A 17,513-nucleotide genomic window follows, 5' to 3' on the forward strand; every position below is an offset into this window, starting at 1 on the left:
TTGTCACTTTTTTCGTATCTGTATTTCATTCAGTTTATAAGGTTACAAAATCCCAATGCACCAAATAAACCCCAACAAACTTCTGCTGTCAAAATGGACATCTACATCACCGCAACAAAAAGAGAAGCATTTCATTGTCACAAAATTGATTCGGGATGAAGAGAACATCGTTACCGAATGTATTCTTGAAGCCGTTATCAATAAAAACCAATATCAATTAGCTTGGCAATCACTGACCTCTTCTGAAGACTGGCTTCAAGGCTGGAAATAATCAGTGCGACCTTAAAAAACTAGTCGTTCTTTTCTAGCTCATTTAAGCGCGCTTCCAATACAGCCAATTTTTCACGGTACTTGGCTAACATTGCAGCTTGCACTTCAAACTCTTCACGGGTGACCAAGTCCATTTTGTTTAATGTATTACGAGCCACTTCGTGAAGTTGTGCCTGAATCTCTTCTTTTGGCAACTTACCCAATGTTTCTGCTGCTTGTCCTAATCCGGTTCCAAGCTGCTTTATAAATTGATCAATCATGTCATTCTCTTTTTTTGCATTTACAATACTTAATAGTATAGAAGCCTAAGTAAGGTGCAAACAAGTTCTCGATTGCACATCTTTATATCAATGCCCTTTTATAAACACTCAGCCCCATTAAATCGCCTCTTTTTTGTGCATAAAATAAAACTTCGCTGGTTTTTAGCAAAGCAAATCCTCTAAATAAGGCACGCACAACCATTAAAGCTAAAGGTCTGTTTTCTAAGCAGAAGCAATAAGATAGAGACCTCATCTACCAATACACCGACTTTTAACTACTCATTTGCACCAAGTTAACGCAACAATCAACTAAGACACCCCAATATGCCGCACTAAATAAAGCCATCTGATGCTCTTTTTAATTTCGAAAAGTCGACAAAATCCTTACAAAGCCTTTGTTACAAGGGCGCGCCCATATATGGCACGCATATTGAATAAAGTTTAAGTACCTGCGATACGACAATAAAACTGACTTTTAAAGGAGACAGTGGGTATGAAGCTTATAACTGCCATCATCAAGCCATTTAAACTCGATGATGTTCGAGAAGCACTTTCTGAAATCGGCGTTCAAGGTATCACCGTAACAGAAGTGAAAGGTTTCGGACGTCAAAAAGGCCACACAGAACTATACCGCGGCGCTGAATATGTAGTGGATTTTTTACCTAAGGTAAAAATCGAACTTGCCATTGCAGACGAAATGACCGACCAAGTGGTTGAAGCCATTACTGGCGCGGCAAACACTGGCAAAATCGGCGACGGTAAGATCTTTATCGTTAACCTTGAACAAGCGGTTCGTATTCGTACCGGCGAGACTGGTGTAGAAGCAGTTTAACCACTGCTCGAATTATACAAGCCTTTAGGGGGGCGAAACATGCAAGATCAAATTTTTCACTTACAATATGCGATGGACACCTTTTATTTCTTGGTGTGTGGCGCACTGGTTATGTGGATGGCAGCTGGATTTGCCATGTTGGAAGCGGGTTTAGTACGCGCTAAAAACACCACTGAAATTCTTACCAAGAACGTGGCTTTGTTTGCCATTTCTTGCATCATGTACCTAGTTTGCGGTTACGCCATCATGTATGGTGGCGAGTGGTTCCTTACAGGTATTCAAGACGTAGATGTTGCTTCTACTCTAACGGACTTTGCTGGCCGTGAAGGTGGATTCGAAGGCGGCGCAATCTACTCTGGTGCTTCTGATTTCTTCTTCCAAGTTGTGTTCGTTGCAACAGCAATGTCTATCGTATCTGGTGCGGTTGCTGAACGAATGAAGCTTTGGTCTTTCCTTATTTTTGCGGTTGTGATGACAGGTTTCATCTATCCAATGGAAGGTAACTGGACTTGGGGCGGCGGTTCTGTATTCGGTATGTTTAGCCTTGGCGACCTAGGTTTCACTGACTTCGCAGGTTCCGGTATCGTTCACATGGCAGGTGCTTCTGCAGCACTAGCGGGTGTCTTGGTACTTGGCGCTCGTAAAGGAAAATACGGTCCTAACGGAGAAGTTCGTGCCATTCCTGGTGCTAACCTTCCACTAGCGACGCTAGGTACATTCATCCTTTGGATGGGTTGGTTCGGTTTCAATGGTGGTTCTGTACTAAAACTTGGCGATATCGCAAATGCTAACTCTGTTGCCATGGTGTTCTTGAACACCAATGCAGCAGCGGCTGGTGGCGCAATCGGCGCTCTTATCCTTGCTAGAATCTTATTCGGTAAAGCCGATCTAACCATGCTTCTAAACGGCGCATTGGCTGGTTTGGTTGCCATCACAGCTGGCCCTGATACACCGTCGGCTCTGGGTGCAACGCTTATCGGTCTTGTTGGTGGTTTGATTGTTGTTGTGTCTATCCTGACTCTAGACAAGCTTAAAATCGATGATCCAGTGGGCGCGATCTCTGTTCACGGTGTTGTGGGTCTTTGGGGCTTGCTAGCGGTGCCACTAACTAACGATGGCACGACGTTCGGCGGACAAATCGCAGGTGCTCTTACTATCTTCGTTTGGGTATTCGTTTCTAGCCTAGTGGTTTGGTTAATCATCAAAGCCATCATGGGTGTTCGAGTAAGCGAAGAAGAAGAATGCGAAGGTGTCGATCTTTCTGAATGTGGTATGGAAGCGTACCCAGAGTTCAGCAAGAATTAATAGCACTTCATAAAACCTAGACGTTTTAATATCAAAACCCTCGCTTCGGCGGGGGTTTCTTTTTATATCCCTTATTGAGTCCGCGTTATACGCCCTAATAACATATTCATAGCTTACTTACTCACACCGATACGCGTTATCATGAGCAATACATAAGACCGATTTATAGAGGCCAGCATGCAGCACGACGATTTACATTTAACCATTCGTAACCTTACCAACGACGACTACGACGAAATAAAAGTATTAATGGATAAGGTCTATCACGATATTGGTGGCTCATGGCCGGAACATACCATTCACAAGCTAATCAAAGATTTTCCTGAAGGACAAATCTGCCTAGAAGATCACGGCAAAATTGTCGGTTTAGCCTTGTCTGTTCAGGTCAGCTATCAGCGTTTTAGTAACCCACATACTTATGATGATCTTATTGATCAAAAAGAAAATATTTTAAACGATGCTCGTGGCGATGCTATGTATGGCCTAGATGTGTTGATCTCGCCAGAATATCGCGGCTACCGACTTGGCCGTCGTTTATACGAAGCAAGAAAAGAACTGTGTCGTCAACATAATCTACGTGCCATTTTGGCTGGTGGGCGCATTCCAAATTATCACGAACATGCTCACGAAATGAATGCAGCGGAATACTTAGAAGCGGTACGTGAACGTAAAATTTACGACCCCATTCTGACTTTCCAATTGTCTAACGATTTCCAAGTGACTCGTTTGCTAAAACGCTACATGCCTGAAGATGAAAAATCTCAAGGCTACGCAACCTTGTTGGAATGGAAAAATATCTTCTTCGAACCCGATACTAACGTGATTCGCTCACGTAAAACCCAAGTTCGTATCGGTGCGATTCAGTGGCAAATGCGTGAAGTAGAAAGCGTTGACGAGTTACTAAAGCAAGTCGAATACTTTATCGATGCGGTATCCGATTATAAAAGTGACTTTGTTTTATTCCCTGAATTTTTCAATGCACCATTGATCGGACTAAGCCCTGACCAAAGCAACCAAACCGAGGCTATCCGCTTCTTGGCCAGCTTCACTGAACGCTTTATCAATGAAATGTCGCAGTTTGCGGTCAGCTATAACATCAACGTCATCACCGGCTCCATGCCAGTAATCGAAGACGAGACTGTTTATAACGTTAGTTACCTATGTCGTCGTGATGGCACAGTGGAAGAGCAAAAGAAAATCCACATCACACCTCATGAGCGTCGCGATTGGGTGATTGAAGGTGGTAACGAATTACGTGTTTTCAATACCGATGCTGGCCGAGTGGGCATCTTGATTTGTTACGATGTGGAATTCCCTGAATTGGGTCGTCTACTCGCGGAACAAGATATGGATATTTTGTTTGTGCCATTCTGGACAGACACCAAAAACGGTTACCTGCGCGTACGTCGTTGTGCTCAAGCACGCGCCATTGAAAACGAATGTTATGTGGTTATTTGTGGTAGCTGTGGCAACCTTCCACAGGTAGAAAACCTAGACATTCAGTATGCACAAAGCTCTGTATTTTCGCCTTCTGATTTCTCTTATCCACATGATGCGGTTATGGCAGAAACCACGCCAAATACTGAAATGATCATGTTCTCGGATCTGGATTTAGATAAGCTTAAATTGACTCGCAGCGAAGGTTCAGTGAACAACCTAAAAGACCGTCGTACCGATCTTTACTCAGTAAATTGGAAAAAATCGAAATAAGCGAAGCCGCTTTTTCCTGTGATAACATGGACGTTATCGCGACATTTTAAAGAGACCTATCATGGCCAAAGCAAAAACCGCCTTTGTATGCAATGAATGCGGAGCCGACTACGCAAAATGGCAAGGACAATGCCAAGCCTGTGGCGCTTGGAATTCCCTATCCGAAATTCGTCTTACTTCTAGTAAAACCTCTGCTCGCGTTTCCGCCAGCCAAGATCCACGTTATCAAGGTTACGCTGGCGCCGTAACTGGCATCCAAAACTTATCCGATGTGGATTTGGGCGATGTACCTCGCTTTAGTTCCGGTGCCAATGAATTCGACCGAGTATTAGGCGGTGGATTGGTTCCCGGTGGTGTGGTGCTGATTGGTGGACATCCAGGCGCGGGGAAAAGTACCTTATTACTGCAAACCATGTGCTGGCTCGCGCAACAACAAACGGCTTTATATGTGACGGGGGAAGAATCCCTTCAACAGGTCGCCATGCGAGCCCAACGCCTTGGTTTACCAACGCAAAATCTAAAAATGCTATCGGAAACTAATGTTGAAGCAATTTTAACCATCGCTCAGCAAGTCAAACCCAAAGTCATGGTTATCGACTCGATCCAAGTCATGCATTTAGATGGTGTAGAGTCTGCACCCGGCAGCGTGTCGCAAGTCCGAGAAAGTGCCGCTGTTTTGACACGTTTCGCCAAACAAACCCAAACCGCCGTATTGCTCGTCGGTCATGTCACTAAAGACGGTTCTTTGGCTGGGCCAAAAGTACTTGAGCACATGGTGGATTGTTCTGTGTTATTAGAAGGCTCTGAAGATTCACGCTTTCGTACCCTTCGCGGTATGAAAAACCGCTTTGGCGCCGTGAATGAGCTGGGCGTTTTCGCTATGCTCGAAAATGGCTTAAAAGAAGTCAAAAACCCAAGTTCTATCTTCTTAAATCGCAGTAATCACCCCGCGGCTGGTAGCCTGGTGATGGTGGTTTGGGAAGGAACTCGTCCGCTATTGGTGGAGCTTCAAGCACTGGTGGATGACTCTGCTTTAGGCAACCCAAGACGCGTCACGGTGGGCTTTGACCATAACCGTTTAGCCATGCTGTTGGCGGTTCTTCATAAACACGGCGGTTTACTGACATCAGATCAAGATGTGTATCTAAACGTGGTTGGTGGTGTGAAAGTACTGGAAACCAGCGCGGATCTCGCCGCTATCGCAGCGGTGGTTTCTAGCTTCCGCGATAGAGTATTACCGCATGATTTAGTGGTACTGGGAGAAGTCGGTTTATCCGGTGAAATTCGTCCTGTGCCATCAGGACAAGAACGTATTAGTGAAGCGGCGAAACATGGCTTTACCAGAGCGGTGGTACCAAAAGCCAACTGCCCGAAAAAGCCCATTGAAGGCATGAAAGTGATTGGGGTTGAACGTTTGTCGGAAGCGTTAGACGCGATTTTCGAGAATTAATCGATTCGATTAGCGATCATCAATCGGTCGTTAATCATTTGTTAATTCAAACAAGTCAGTAATCAGCTCATCTTCCATACCATAAGGCAAGGCTTTAGTAGAATCTGCTGCCAATCTTTCTTGGCGAGCTTTTAACAAGCGCATACGACGTTGCTGGCACAAATCCAATATATGATGTCGCGCTTCATTGGACAAAGAAAACCAATGGAAGCGCTCTTCTCTACTGCGCAAGCAACCTTTACAAAATCCCTTTGCGCTGTTTTCACACACGCCTCGGCAAGGGCTTTCTATGGCAAACAGTTCTATTTGTTCCATAATGCCTCCCTTAAGACGTTAATGTGATTCAGCTTTATTCTGTCGCTAACTGAAAATCGTACACTTCTTCTGGTGATAAAAAGTACACTCTGTCTGCTGGCGCAGCATCCAAGGAAAACCAGTAGAAACCTTCCGGTACGCCCATTTCTAAATAGAAATTCACATAAGCCGCGTGGACTGGGTCAGTCTGCTTTAAGTTTTTTGCTTTAATTTTTGTGCCATCTGACCAAGCGTGAACTCCTACACCGGCACCAGCTCCAATACTTCGAGTCACACCACCTAAGAATAGATCAACACCGCCAGAAAGCACGTACCCCGTCGGCGCTATGTGTGTATTCAAGCCAAGCCGACGAATCAATCGTGCACCTTCCATTGTCGCTTGTTGGTCGACAGAACCTGGCACATCCACTATAACGAGATCCGTGACATTCGGATTTTTACGCACCATATCGCTTAGTTGCTTCACCAAATCTGCACCCAAAACGCCTGATAAATAAGCCGAGTTTCCTTCCACTTCAATCGTCAGTTCAGCACTTGATTGAATGTCGTTTTGCTTTTCAGATGTCAAAGCGCAGCCCGATATTAAAACGACCAGCAATACAAGTAGCCACTTAATATCATTTAAAAAAGATGTCTTGGTGTTCATATTGATCCCAGCTAAAAAAGTACCAATTCATAACAAGCCTTTGTTGCTACTTTATATTGCTAACCAATACGAGGGAAGTGTATGAGAAAGTTTTTATCCTTAGATTCTTCGTATACATAAAAATGGCCGCTTATCTTTCGACAAACAGCCATTACATGACAATTTTTTTAACAGACCTCCTCCCTATGAAGGAAAAGAAAAACTCTTTCCTTCGCGAACACCGGCTGAAGGCCAACGCTGGGTAATGGTTTTACGCTTGGTGTAAAAACGCACCGCATCAGGACCATAAGCATGTAAATCACCAAACAGTGAACGCTTCCAACCACCAAAGCTGTGATACGCTACAGGCACAGGTAAAGGTACATTAATGCCAACCATACCCACTTCAATGTGATCAGAGAAATAACGCGCTGCTTCACCATCACGAGTGAAAATACAAGTACCGTTACCATATTCATGGTCGTTGATTAGCGTCATGGCTTCTTCCATGGTATCAACTCGAACCACTTGCAAAACAGGACCAAAAATCTCTTGCTGATAGCTTTCCATATCTTTGGTCACGCCATCGATAAGCGTCGCACCAACGAAGAAACCATTTTCATAACCTGACACTTGTGGGTGACGACCGTCAACCACAATCGTTGCACCTTGCGACTCCGCACTATCAATAAAACCAACTACTTTGTCTTTATGCTCTTTCGTTATGACAGGACCAAAATCATTGCTTTTATCTGAGCATTCACCGACTTTAAGCGGCTTCATGGCTTCGGCCATTTTTCTGACCAAAGCATCACCGGCCGTTTTACCAACTGCAACAGCCACTGACAAAGCCATACAACGCTCACCAGACGAACCAAACGCTGCGCCAAGCAATTGGCTAACGACGTTATCCATGTCTGCATCCGGCATAACAATCGCGTGGTTTTTCGCTCCGCCTAAGGCTTGGCAACGTTTACCATTCGCACTGGCTTTGCTGTAAATATATTCGGCAATCGGCGTGGAGCCTACGAAACTGACGGCTTTGACACGCTTGTCTTCCAACAAGGTATCAACCGCCACTTTATCGCCGTTTACCACATTAAAGACACCGGCTGGCAAACCGGCTTCATGCAATAATTCCGCAATAAACAACGCCGTACTTGGATCACGTTCCGAAGGCTTCAAAACAAAAGTATTGCCGCACACAATCGCCATAGGGAACATCCACAGTGGCACCATCGCCGGGAAGTTAAATGGCGTAATACCAGCAACGACTCCTAGCGGTTGGAACTCGCTCCAAGAGTCGATATTCGGACCGACATTTTTACTGTACTCACCTTTCAATAATTCTGGAGCGCCACAAGCGTATTCAACGTTTTCAATGCCTCGCTGTAATTCCCCCGCCGCGTCATGACAAATTTTGCCATGCTCAGCACCGATAAGTTCACAAATTTTATCGGAGTGTTTTTCCAATAAGGCTTTGTAATTAAACATGATTCGCGCGCGCTTTAATGGCGGAGTATTACGCCATTCAGGATAAGCGGCCTGAGCAACCGCAATGGCTTCTTCGACGGTTTCACGAGAAGCAATAGCGACTTTTTTTGCCACCTTGCCTGTCGCTGGATTAAACACATCTTGAGTACGTTCGGCTTGCTCTGAATATTTACCGCCGATCAAGTGTCCGATGATTTCCATGAGTACTCCATATAGTCATTCTAAAAGGGTTATTGGCACTATATACGACAGAATAAAAGTCACGCCAATGACAAACATTGACTCTACTATGACAAGAGGAATAGATTATAAAAAGTCGAATCTATTAACGCTTAGTTAATCTTTTACTTAACTAAGTTCTCTAGGGCAGGATCAATCATGAATCAATTCCAAAGTCAGGTAAGCGATGCCGATCTTCGTATATTACGAATTTATCGAACCGTGGTGGAATGTGGTGGATTTTCTGCCGCCGAAGTTGAATTAAATATCAGTCGCGCCGCGATCAGTATTGCCATATCTGACCTAGAAACACGCTTAGGCTTTCGCTTATGTCAGCGTGGTCGCTCTGGTTTTTCGCTGACCAATGAAGGCAGTAAAGTGTACGACTTCACCCTGCAGCTTCTGTCATCTATCGAAGACTTCCGCACCAATATAAATGCACTCCACCAGCATTTGAAAGGTGAATTAAATATTGGCATTACCGACAATCTCGTTACCCTGCCTTATACCCGCATTACACAGGCTTTGGCGGGACTAAAAGACCAAGGCCCGCAAGTTGCTATCAACATTCGAATGATTCCGCCTACGGATGTCGAACGAGGCGTATTAGATGGACGTTTACATGTCGGTATCGTGCCAGATCTAAAAATACTCAGCGGTTTGGATTATCATCATCTTTATGAAGAAGAATCCAAACTCTATTGCAGCGACACTCACCCACTCTTTACCGCCATCGACGACAAAATATCCAAAGCCAAACTCAAAGACTTTGATGCCGTACTTCCCGCCTATGCACAGACACCCGAAATAAAAGCCCAACATCAACCGCTTATCGCAAGTGCAACCGCGACCGACCGAGAAGGAATTGCCTTCCTTATCTTAACCGGTCGGTATATCGGTTTCTTACCAGATCATGTGGCAGAGCGTTGGATTCGTGACGGTCGTATGCGTGCCATTCTTCCTAACGAATGTCATTACATCACGCAGTTTTCTGCGATTACTCGAAAGGGCGCGCGAGCCAATCTTATTTTGGAAACGTTCTTAGATGAATTAGAGAAAACACAATAATAATTATAGTCTATGCTCAAGATATTCTTTTTAAGTAATATCTTTCATATATATTTAAAAGTTCATATCGCGACGTAACAGATATAAAATACATTCATCTAAGTATTTCCTATATTTTTACGGAGTAATCAATGAATCCCCCAAAACGTATTAGTACGCTTATTGGCTTTACACTAGTGGCAAGTTTGCTCCTTAGTGGTTGTTCGCCGAGCGAAGATGAAAACGTAGTTGAAAAAGAAATTGTACGACCTGTAAAACTCATTACAATTGAACCAACCGATTCTATCAACATCCGTCGTTTTCCTGCAGAATTAAAAGCCAGCGAAGAAGCCGACATTGCATTTCGCGTTGGCGGACAATTAATGAAGGTCAATGTTGTCGCTGGACAACGAGTTGAGAAAGGCGAATTACTGGCCGTACTTGACCCAACAGACTTCAAACTTCAAGTAGAACTTGCCCAAGCAAACCAAAGCCTTGCTGAAGCTCAGTTCAAACGCATCCAAAACTTATTACGTCAAGATGCGACCACTCAATCTCAATACGATTCTACGAAAGCGACTTTGGATCAAACCAATAACGCCTTACAGACCGCTAAAAATCAGCTTCAATACACCAAGGTTTACGCACCATTTAAAGGGGTTATTTCTTCCGTCGCGACAGAAAACTTCCAATACATCAGCGCGGCTGCACCTATTATGCACATGCAAAACATTGACGATCTGGATGTCGAGTTTCAGGTGCCAGAAAGCCTAGTGGTTAGTATTAAATCCACTAAATCCGATTACAAACCAAACGTTGTCGTTGATGTTGCTCCAGAAGAAATTTTGTCTGGCGTTTACAAAGAACACAACACTACACCAGATCAAACTTCCATGGCTTACGATGTGTCATTACGCCTGATTCGCAATGGTGAATCTAAACACACGTTATTACCGGGTATGACAGCGAACGTCGATATCGACCTAAGTCGTCTTCTAGGAATGACAAAACACGTGATTATTCCAGTAGAAGCCGTTATGCGTCATGAAGATACCGATACAGGAAAATCAAACAGCACTGTGTGGGTTTACAATAAAGACACACAAAAAGTCAGTGCTCGTGTTGTCACACTAGGCTCGTTGCAAGGCAATAACATTGAAATCACATCTGGCCTTAATGCTGGTGATCAAGTTGTTGCTGCTGGTGTAAGCAGCCTAACCGAAGATATGCATGTTCGCCCTTGGACACGTGAGCGAGGCCTATAATGGATATTGCTGCTTATTTTATTCAACGCAAAGTAACCAGCTGGATGGTCACGCTGATCTTATTGATCGGCGGTATCATAGCTTTTACGAATCTTGGGCAATTAGAAGACCCTGAGTTTACGATCAAAGACACCCTGATCATTACGCAATATCCAGGCGCATCTCCAGAACAAGTAGAGGAAGAAGTTACCTACCCTATTGAAAGGGAACTTCAGAACTTGCCTTATGTTGATAAAATTAAATCAACTTCTAAAGCGGGCTATTCCAAAGTTCAGTTAACGATCAAAGATACTTATCGTGCTAAAGAACTTAAACAAATTTGGGATGAAGTACGTAAAAAAATCCGTGACATTCAAGGCCGCTTCCCAAGTGGCGTGGCCGCTCCAGTCGTACTAGATGACTTTGGTGATGTATACGGCGTGATGCTGGCGATTAATGGTGAAGGCTATCCATATAAAGACCTAAAAAACTACGTTGATTACATCAAGCGTGAGTTAGTACTGGTTGACGGTGTCGCTAAAGTGACCGTTGCTGGCGAACAAAACGAGCAAGTCACTATTGAGATTTCTCGTTCAAAATTAGCCAACATGGCTATCGCTCCAAGCCAACTAGAAACCCTATTGTCGAATCAAAACAGCGTATCTAACGCTGGGCGCGTTCAAGTCGGTACAGAATACATTCGCATCAGTCCTACTGGCGAATTTAAAGATATCTCTGAACTTGAAAACCTGATCGTTGGTACACCAAAGGATGGAAAGTTAATTCGCCTACGCGACATTGCAACGATAAAACGTGAATACGTTGAGCCACAAACTCACATTGTCGATTTCAATGGTTCTAAATCTCTGTTGCTTGGTATCTCTTTTTCATCTGGTGTCAACGTGGTGAAAATTGGTGAAGCATTAGAAAATCGCATTGAAGAACTGCAATACCAACAGCCTGTTGGCTTAAACATGGACCCGATCTACTTCCAGTCAAAAGAAGTAGAACGCTCAGTATCGAACTTCTTGCTCAATTTAGTTGAAGCGGTCGGTATTGTTATTCTAGTGCTATTGGTTTTCATGGGCATTCGTTCTGGTATTTTGATTGGTATCATTCTACTGCTTACCATTCTTGGCACCTTCATTGTGATGGATTACTTCCACATCAACCTACAGCGTATTTCCTTAGGTGGGTTAATCATAGCGCTCGGGATGCTCGTGGATAACGCCATCGTGGTAACCGAAGGTGTGCTCATTGGCATGCAAAGAGGCATGACCAAGTTACAAGCAGCCAGCGCGGTTGTAAAACAAACGAAATGGCCACTTTTAGGTGCAACCGTTATTGCGGTTACAGCGTTTGCTCCTATTGGTTTGTCTCCAGATGCGGTTGGTGAATTCGTTGGGTCATTATTCTATGTGCTATTGATCTCTCTACTACTAAGCTGGATCACAGCAATTACACTGACACCATTCTTCTGTGATTTATTTTTCAAAGAAACCATCGCAAAAGCCAACAGTGAAGATGGTTCAACAGAAGAACTCGCCGATCCTTATAAAGGTTTTATCTTCACCGGTTATAAATGGCTGTTAGATAAAGCCATGCATTACCGTTGGGCAACAGTTGTCCTATTGGTTGGTAGCTTATTTACTGCAGGATGGGCTTTCCAATTTGTTAAGCAATCTTTCTTCCCGCCTTCCACTACGCCAATGTTCTATATGGACATTCAGATGCCGGAAGGAACTCATATAGACAGTACTTACCAAACCGTAGAAAAGATCGAGAAAGATCTCCTGAAGGACGACCGTATTAACTACGTAACGTCGACGACAGGGCAAGGTGCATTGCGCTTCATGCTGACTTACAATGCGGAACAGACTAATTCAAGTTACGCTCAGTTCATTATTCGTACTAAAAGCACAGACGTGATTCCAGGCTTGCTTAAAGACTTGTATTACAAAATGCAGGAAGAATATCCAGAGCTTGAAGTGAAATTGCAACGCCTACAATTAGGGCCAGCCAGCGGCGCTAAACTTGAGGCTCGCATTAGTGGTCCAGATCCTAAGCACTTACGTCAAATCAGTGCGCAGATCCAAGACATTTACCGTGCTGATGGTGGTCTTGAAAATATTAAAGACAACTGGCGTCAGCCTGTTAAAGTGCTTCGCCCCATTTTTAATGACGCTCAGGCTAGACGTCTAGGTATCAGTAAAAAAGAATTGGACGATGTGTTACTAACCAACTTTACAGGTTCGCAAATTGGCTTATATCGTGAAGGTACAGACTTACTGCCGATTGTAAGAACAGCGCCTGAAAATGAGCGAGTTTCTATCGATCAGATTCGCGATTTGCAAATCTTCAGCCCAGCGACAGGATCTTATGTGACCCTTTCAACACTGGTTTCTGGATTTGAAACGGTCTGGGAAGATTCGATCATTGAACGCCGTGATCGTAAGCGTACGATTACCGTAATGGCGGATCCTAAGATCCTAGGCGATGAAACCGCGATGGCGATCTTCACCCGAACTCGTGGTGCAATCGAAGCAATCCCGTTGCCGCCAGGTTATGCACTTGATTGGGGGGGTGAATACGAAAGCAGTACTGACGCTCAAGCCAACATATTCAAGGCCTTGCCGATGGGCTACCTGTTTATGTTTATCATCACCATATTGCTGTTTAACTCAGTTCGTGTGCCACTGACCATTTGGTTCTGTGTACCGCTCGCATTGATCGGCGTTTCTACCGGCTTGCTGGTGATGAACTCGGCATTCAGCTTTATGGCTTTGCTTGGCTTCTTGAGTTTGTCAGGTATGACAGTGAAAAACGGTATCGTATTAGCTGACCAAATTAACTATGAACTTGAACAAGGTACAGAGAAGTATGAAGCAATATTCAACTCCGCTGTAAGCCGTGTCCGTCCTGTTTGTATGGCGGCAATTACGACCATTCTTGGCATGGTGCCATTGCTTTATGATGCGTTCTTTGAAGGCATGGCCGTGGTTATTTCCTTCGGTCTAGGCTTTGCCACCTTGCTGACATTGGTCGCTGTACCTGTCTTTTACGCTATGTTATTCCGAGTAAAATATCGTCATCACGACGACTTTGAATAACCACTTCCTTTGACGTTAGACGACAGGGCCTTATCGCTAAGATAAGGCCCTGCTTTAAAATCTAAACTATACTGAGAAAACCATGCATTTAGACGACATCTTAAAACTGGATATTAAGCTACTCGTCGCCTTCGTTACTATCATGGAAGAAGGCAGCGTTTCACGCGCCGCAGAAAGGCTTGGAGTGACACAACCCGCACTGAGCAAAAGTTTACAGCGCTTAAGAGACTTATTCAAAGATTCACTGTTTACGCGTCAAGCTTATGGACTCAGTCCAACGGCACGTGCTTCTGAATTGCATGACCTAATTCAGCCAATTTTACATTCGCTCTCCGAATTAATGAGCCCAAACTCATTAGACCTAAAAACGCTCGACCGTCGTTTTAAATTAAAAGCGGATGAAGGCGATTTAGAGAACTTTATCGAGCCATTATTAGCCTCACTGCAGTACCAAGCACCGAAGTTAAGACTATCAATCAGTTCATGGGGCGATACCCAAATTGATGAGCTAGTTTCTGGCAATGTTGACCTTGGAATTATGCGCATTAGCGACACGCCAAACAACATCCGTAGCAAGCTTATTGGTTACATGGAAGCCTGTATCATTGTTAGTGAAGCGCATCCGCTTTTTCACAAAGATGAAGTCACGGTATCAGACTTACTCGCTCACAAGGTGGTCACTCACCATTTGCGCAACCATCGCAATAGCTCTTTTTCCAAAACAGAACATAAACTCAAGCAGCAAGGTCATGTTATTCAGCCCGATCTAGAAACAGACAGCTTAATGGTCGCCATGCAGGCAGTAAAACGAGGAATGGCGCTAGTCGCTTCGCGCTCAATTGGTGATTTGTTCTTGCAGGTTATGTGTGAAAAAGCCCACTTTTATCCGGTAAAATTACTGCCGATCCCCAAAGAAGTACTGGAAATTGACGAATACAACGGGCGACATCCAATTCATATCTTTTGGCATGAACGATTCAACAATGATCTTGCTCACCGCTGGTTAAGAGAGCAAATCATTTACTTTATGCGTGAATCGCCGTGGATGCATTTGCCTGAATGATGCATCCAAGCATTAAATTCTTAACCCGCGTCGCGCTCGGCTCTAAGCCAATCAAAACGCGGTATTCTTTCTCCGTTTATTTCAACGGTCTCTTGAAACATACTTAAGGGTCTCGCCCACCAGCCAAATTCACCATATAACGCCTGATAAATCACCAGTTCCTCTTCTGTTTCACTGTGTTTTGCCACTCGCTCAACCCAATACAGCGCCCCTTTGTAATGTTGATAAACACCTGCTTTCATATCTAAAACCTCTATACTTTTTAAAAATCGACCATAATTAGCCAATATCTAGAAAAACTTGTCGCTAATGCGAAAGTTACTCTCTTACACGTTTTATAGAACTCAGCAATAATACTTACCTATTATCGCCCCTATTTTCAGGAATTCTCTATGTACCTAGTACGACCAGTCGATTTTTCAGATCTTCCCGCACTGGAACGCCTTGCTCAACAGGCGGGTATTGGTATTACAAATTTCCCCGCCAACAGAGAACGCCTAAACGATAAAATCGCTTCATCACGTCGCTCTTTTCAAACTGATGTCGTACAACCAGGCGATGAATCCTACTTGTTTGTGTTGGTGGATACCAGCAATGAACAAATTGTCGGCTGCTGCGGTATCGATGCCATGGTCGAAGCCGATACCCCGTTTTACAGCTATCGAATCGATGAAGTGGTTCACGCGTCTCCACAGCTACAAATTCACAATCGTATTCCGGCGCTTTTCTTATGTCACGACTACAGCGGCACCAGCCGACTCATCGCCTTAGTCGTCGACAAAGCGCACCAAAATCCCATTGCTATGTCTTTGCTATCCAGAGCTCGTCTACTCTTTATTGCTCGTTATCCTGAGCGTTTTACTAAGCGTTTATTTGCTGAGTTACGCGGCGAAAGCGACAAGCATGGTTACTCTGCTTTTTGGGACGCCTTAGGGAAACACTTTTTTACCATGGACTTCAAGAAAGCCGACTACCTTTCAGGTGTCAGCAATAAAAACTTCATCGCGGAATTAATGCCACGCTACCCGATTTATGTTCCAACCTTGCCAGAAGCCGCACAAGAAGCCATTGGCGTAGTGCATGAGAATTCCGGCCAGAGTGCCGACATTTTATTGGATGAAGGTTTTGAGTTCCGTGGTTACGTAGATATTTTTGATGCGGGTCCAAGCATAGAAGCAAGAACCGAAAGTCTACACACCATTACTCACCAGAAAGTAGACAAGGCTCTCACACTAACAGAAACATCAAAAGGCGCGATGCACCTTATATCTGCAGGCCATTTAGAGAGTTTTAAAGTGACGGCGGCGCCAGCTGAACCACAAGTAGCAGGATTAGCATTAGAAAAAGCCACCCAAGAACGATTGGGAATCTCTACCGGAAAACGCATCCAATGGGTTGCTCTATAAACAACAATAATAACCACCTGCGTGACCCTAATAACCGTCAAAAGCAGCTTAATTAAACACGAGGAACACCATCATGATGGTCATACGCCCCATTTGTCAGAATGACCTAAAGTCACTTTACCGACTTGCCGAAAAAACCGGTATTGGTTTTACTTCTCTAGTGTCTGATGAAGCCATTTTACAAAAGAAAATCGATGGAGCTGTGCGTTCTTTTAACAAAGAAAACGTCACCAAGCCCCACAATGAAGATTACTTGATGGTGCTTGAAGACACCACAACAGGCGACATCGTTGGTACCTGTGGCATATTGGCTACCGTTGGTTTAGATGAGCCTTTCTACAGCTATCACCTTGGCACCATCACGCACGCATCCCGTGAACTTGGCGTACATAACGCCATTCCCACACTGATACTGAATAATGACTTCACCGGATTTAGCGAAATCTGTACGCTGTTTTTAGAAGAAGATTATCGCCACTCAAAAAACGGCCAACTGCTTTCTAAAGCACGTTTTATGTTCATGGCGCAATTTCCTGAACGTTTTACCGAGAAAGTCTTTGCGGAAATGCGTGGTGTGAGTAACGAAGAAGGCGTCTCTCCGCTTTGGGAAAGCCTTGGCCGACACTTCTTTTCCATTGACTTCAAAGAGGCTGACGAACTGACCTCTCAAGGCAACAAACAGTTTATTGCTGAGCTAATGCCGAACAACCCAGTCTACGTTAACTTGCTGCCACAAGAAGCCCGTGACGTCTTAGGACAAGTTCACAAAAACACAGCACCAGCTCGTCGCCTATTAGAACAAGAAGGCTTTCGTTACGAAAACTACGTCGACATTTTTGATGGCGGGCCAAGCTTAGAGGCTCGCGTTCAGGACATACGCGCAGTGCGTGACAGCCGACTTTGCCTTGCAAACATAGGCCAGCCAAAAGGCATCCGTGAAGGTAAAGGCGAAGGTATGGGCGAGGGAAATTACTACCTTGTGTCGAATGCCAAAGTAAAAGACTTTCGCTGTATTCTGATTCAACGTTCAATACCACCTGGCAGCGCCATGACCTTGACTCAAGAAGAAGCAGACAGCCTCTGCATCATCAACAAAGAACCCGTTCGAATCGTCGAATTATCCCCATATTCAAGATAAATGCGCACGAACTAACAGGAGTCAT

16 protein-coding genes are annotated in these 17,513 nt (G+C 44.3%); 11 read left to right on the forward strand and 5 right to left on the reverse strand.

Annotated features, from left to right (window positions below; all coding sequences use genetic code 11):
* The first annotated feature begins 55 nt into the window (after positions 1–55).
* On the forward strand, positions 56–271 hold the full coding sequence (locus ACO05V_RS20975; protein WP_421856174.1) for a TIGR02450 family Trp-rich protein: 216 nt from the start codon (positions 56–58) through the stop codon (positions 269–271).
* Positions 272–290: 19 nt separating this feature from the next.
* On the opposite strand, the gene ACO05V_RS20980 is transcribed toward ACO05V_RS20975, so the two are convergent.
* The gene (locus ACO05V_RS20980) at positions 291–530 is read right to left on the reverse strand and encodes an accessory factor UbiK family protein (protein ID WP_421856177.1); all 240 of its coding nucleotides are present in this window, start codon (positions 528–530) and stop codon (positions 291–293) included.
* 493 nt (positions 531–1,023) lie between these two features.
* Between ACO05V_RS20980 and glnK the strand changes: the two genes are divergently transcribed.
* The 4 genes from glnK to radA all read left to right on the forward strand — a co-directional run bounded on the left by glnK (position 1,024) and on the right by radA (position 5,827).
* Entirely contained in the window at positions 1,024–1,362 is a 339-nt protein-coding gene (gene glnK, locus ACO05V_RS20985) for a P-II family nitrogen regulator (RefSeq protein WP_012071322.1), read from the forward strand.
* A 39-nt stretch (positions 1,363–1,401) separates the two neighbouring features.
* On the forward strand, positions 1,402–2,667 hold the full coding sequence (locus ACO05V_RS20990) for an ammonium transporter (RefSeq protein WP_421856180.1): 1,266 nt from the start codon (positions 1,402–1,404) through the stop codon (positions 2,665–2,667).
* Positions 2,668–2,844: 177 nt separating this feature from the next.
* On the forward strand, positions 2,845–4,377 hold the full coding sequence (locus ACO05V_RS20995) for a GNAT family N-acetyltransferase (RefSeq protein WP_421856183.1): 1,533 nt from the start codon (positions 2,845–2,847) through the stop codon (positions 4,375–4,377).
* Between the two features lie 61 nt (positions 4,378–4,438).
* Entirely contained in the window at positions 4,439–5,827 is a 1,389-nt protein-coding gene (gene radA / locus ACO05V_RS21000; RefSeq protein WP_421856186.1) for a DNA repair protein RadA, read from the forward strand.
* 30 nt (positions 5,828–5,857) lie between these two features.
* On the opposite strand, the gene ACO05V_RS21005 is transcribed toward radA, so the two are convergent.
* From ACO05V_RS21005 to ACO05V_RS21015, 3 genes are all read right to left on the reverse strand, one after another.
* Positions 5,858–6,142, reverse strand: coding sequence for a DUF1289 domain-containing protein (locus ACO05V_RS21005; protein WP_421856193.1), 285 nt, complete (start codon positions 6,140–6,142; stop codon positions 5,858–5,860).
* A gap of 34 nt (positions 6,143–6,176) precedes the next feature.
* Positions 6,177–6,788: an alpha/beta hydrolase gene (locus ACO05V_RS21010; RefSeq protein ID WP_421856196.1), complete on the reverse strand. Its 612-nt coding sequence runs from the start codon at positions 6,786–6,788 to the stop codon at positions 6,177–6,179.
* Positions 6,789–6,971: 183 nt separating this feature from the next.
* Positions 6,972–8,462, reverse strand: coding sequence for a CoA-acylating methylmalonate-semialdehyde dehydrogenase (locus tag ACO05V_RS21015; protein WP_421856199.1), 1,491 nt, complete (start codon positions 8,460–8,462; stop codon positions 6,972–6,974).
* 177 nt (positions 8,463–8,639) lie between these two features.
* On the opposite strand from ACO05V_RS21015, the gene ACO05V_RS21020 reads away from it, so the two are divergent.
* The 4 genes from ACO05V_RS21020 (at position 8,640) to ACO05V_RS21035 (ending at position 14,944) form a co-directional block, all read left to right on the forward strand.
* Positions 8,640–9,548 (forward strand): LysR family transcriptional regulator, encoded by a 909-nt coding sequence (locus ACO05V_RS21020; protein ID WP_421856202.1) that lies wholly within the window; start codon positions 8,640–8,642, stop codon positions 9,546–9,548.
* 131 nt (positions 9,549–9,679) lie between these two features.
* Complete coding sequence (locus tag ACO05V_RS21025; RefSeq protein ID WP_421856205.1) at positions 9,680–10,792, forward strand: efflux RND transporter periplasmic adaptor subunit; 1,113 nt, start codon at positions 9,680–9,682, stop codon at positions 10,790–10,792.
* Complete coding sequence (locus tag ACO05V_RS21030; protein ID WP_421856208.1) at positions 10,792–13,881, forward strand: efflux RND transporter permease subunit; 3,090 nt, start codon at positions 10,792–10,794, stop codon at positions 13,879–13,881. Before ACO05V_RS21025 ends, ACO05V_RS21030 begins: the two co-directional genes overlap by 1 nt.
* Before the next feature lie 82 nt (positions 13,882–13,963).
* Positions 13,964–14,944 carry a LysR family transcriptional regulator gene (locus tag ACO05V_RS21035; protein ID WP_421856211.1) on the forward strand — a complete coding sequence of 327 codons (981 nt, stop codon included), beginning with the start codon at positions 13,964–13,966 and terminating at the stop codon, positions 14,942–14,944.
* A gap of 20 nt (positions 14,945–14,964) precedes the next feature.
* Here ACO05V_RS21035 and ACO05V_RS21040 read toward each other — a convergent pair whose 3' ends face one another.
* Positions 14,965–15,186 carry a DUF1653 domain-containing protein gene (locus ACO05V_RS21040; protein ID WP_421856214.1) on the reverse strand — a complete coding sequence of 74 codons (222 nt, stop codon included), beginning with the start codon at positions 15,184–15,186 and terminating at the stop codon, positions 14,965–14,967.
* A gap of 150 nt (positions 15,187–15,336) precedes the next feature.
* Here ACO05V_RS21040 and ACO05V_RS21045 point away from each other — a divergent pair, with 150 nt between their 5' ends.
* Positions 15,337–16,350: an arginine N-succinyltransferase gene (locus tag ACO05V_RS21045; protein WP_421856217.1), complete on the forward strand. Its 1,014-nt coding sequence runs from the start codon at positions 15,337–15,339 to the stop codon at positions 16,348–16,350.
* 73 nt (positions 16,351–16,423) lie between these two features.
* The gene (gene astA, locus ACO05V_RS21050) at positions 16,424–17,488 is read left to right on the forward strand and encodes an arginine N-succinyltransferase (protein ID WP_421856220.1); all 1,065 of its coding nucleotides are present in this window, start codon (positions 16,424–16,426) and stop codon (positions 17,486–17,488) included.
* Positions 17,489–17,513 lie beyond the last annotated feature (25 nt).

The organism is Marinomonas sp., from assembly GCF_965225885.1.
Taxonomy (GTDB): domain Bacteria; phylum Pseudomonadota; class Gammaproteobacteria; order Pseudomonadales; family Marinomonadaceae; genus Marinomonas.

Coding starts and splice junctions, on each gene's coding strand:
- ACO05V_RS21015 (WP_421856199.1), bottom strand. CDS start 8,462: ATGGAAATCATCGGACACTTGATCGGCGGTAAATATTCAGAGCAAGCC.
- ACO05V_RS21010 (WP_421856196.1), bottom strand. CDS start 6,788: ATGAACACCAAGACATCTTTTTTAAATGATATTAAGTGGCTACTTGTA.
- ACO05V_RS21045 (WP_421856217.1), top strand. CDS start 15,337: ATGTACCTAGTACGACCAGTCGATTTTTCAGATCTTCCCGCACTGGAA.
- ACO05V_RS21040 (WP_421856214.1), bottom strand. CDS start 15,186: ATGAAAGCAGGTGTTTATCAACATTACAAAGGGGCGCTGTATTGGGTT.
- radA (WP_421856186.1), top strand. CDS start 4,439: ATGGCCAAAGCAAAAACCGCCTTTGTATGCAATGAATGCGGAGCCGAC.
- ACO05V_RS20975 (WP_421856174.1), top strand. CDS start 56: ATGCACCAAATAAACCCCAACAAACTTCTGCTGTCAAAATGGACATCT.
- glnK (WP_012071322.1), top strand. CDS start 1,024: ATGAAGCTTATAACTGCCATCATCAAGCCATTTAAACTCGATGATGTT.
- ACO05V_RS21025 (WP_421856205.1), top strand. CDS start 9,680: ATGAATCCCCCAAAACGTATTAGTACGCTTATTGGCTTTACACTAGTG.
- ACO05V_RS21005 (WP_421856193.1), bottom strand. CDS start 6,142: ATGGAACAAATAGAACTGTTTGCCATAGAAAGCCCTTGCCGAGGCGTG.
- ACO05V_RS21030 (WP_421856208.1), top strand. CDS start 10,792: ATGGATATTGCTGCTTATTTTATTCAACGCAAAGTAACCAGCTGGATG.
- ACO05V_RS20995 (WP_421856183.1), top strand. CDS start 2,845: ATGCAGCACGACGATTTACATTTAACCATTCGTAACCTTACCAACGAC.
- ACO05V_RS21035 (WP_421856211.1), top strand. CDS start 13,964: ATGCATTTAGACGACATCTTAAAACTGGATATTAAGCTACTCGTCGCC.
- ACO05V_RS21020 (WP_421856202.1), top strand. CDS start 8,640: ATGAATCAATTCCAAAGTCAGGTAAGCGATGCCGATCTTCGTATATTA.
- ACO05V_RS20990 (WP_421856180.1), top strand. CDS start 1,402: ATGCAAGATCAAATTTTTCACTTACAATATGCGATGGACACCTTTTAT.
- ACO05V_RS20980 (WP_421856177.1), bottom strand. CDS start 530: ATGATTGATCAATTTATAAAGCAGCTTGGAACCGGATTAGGACAAGCA.
- astA (WP_421856220.1), top strand. CDS start 16,424: ATGATGGTCATACGCCCCATTTGTCAGAATGACCTAAAGTCACTTTAC.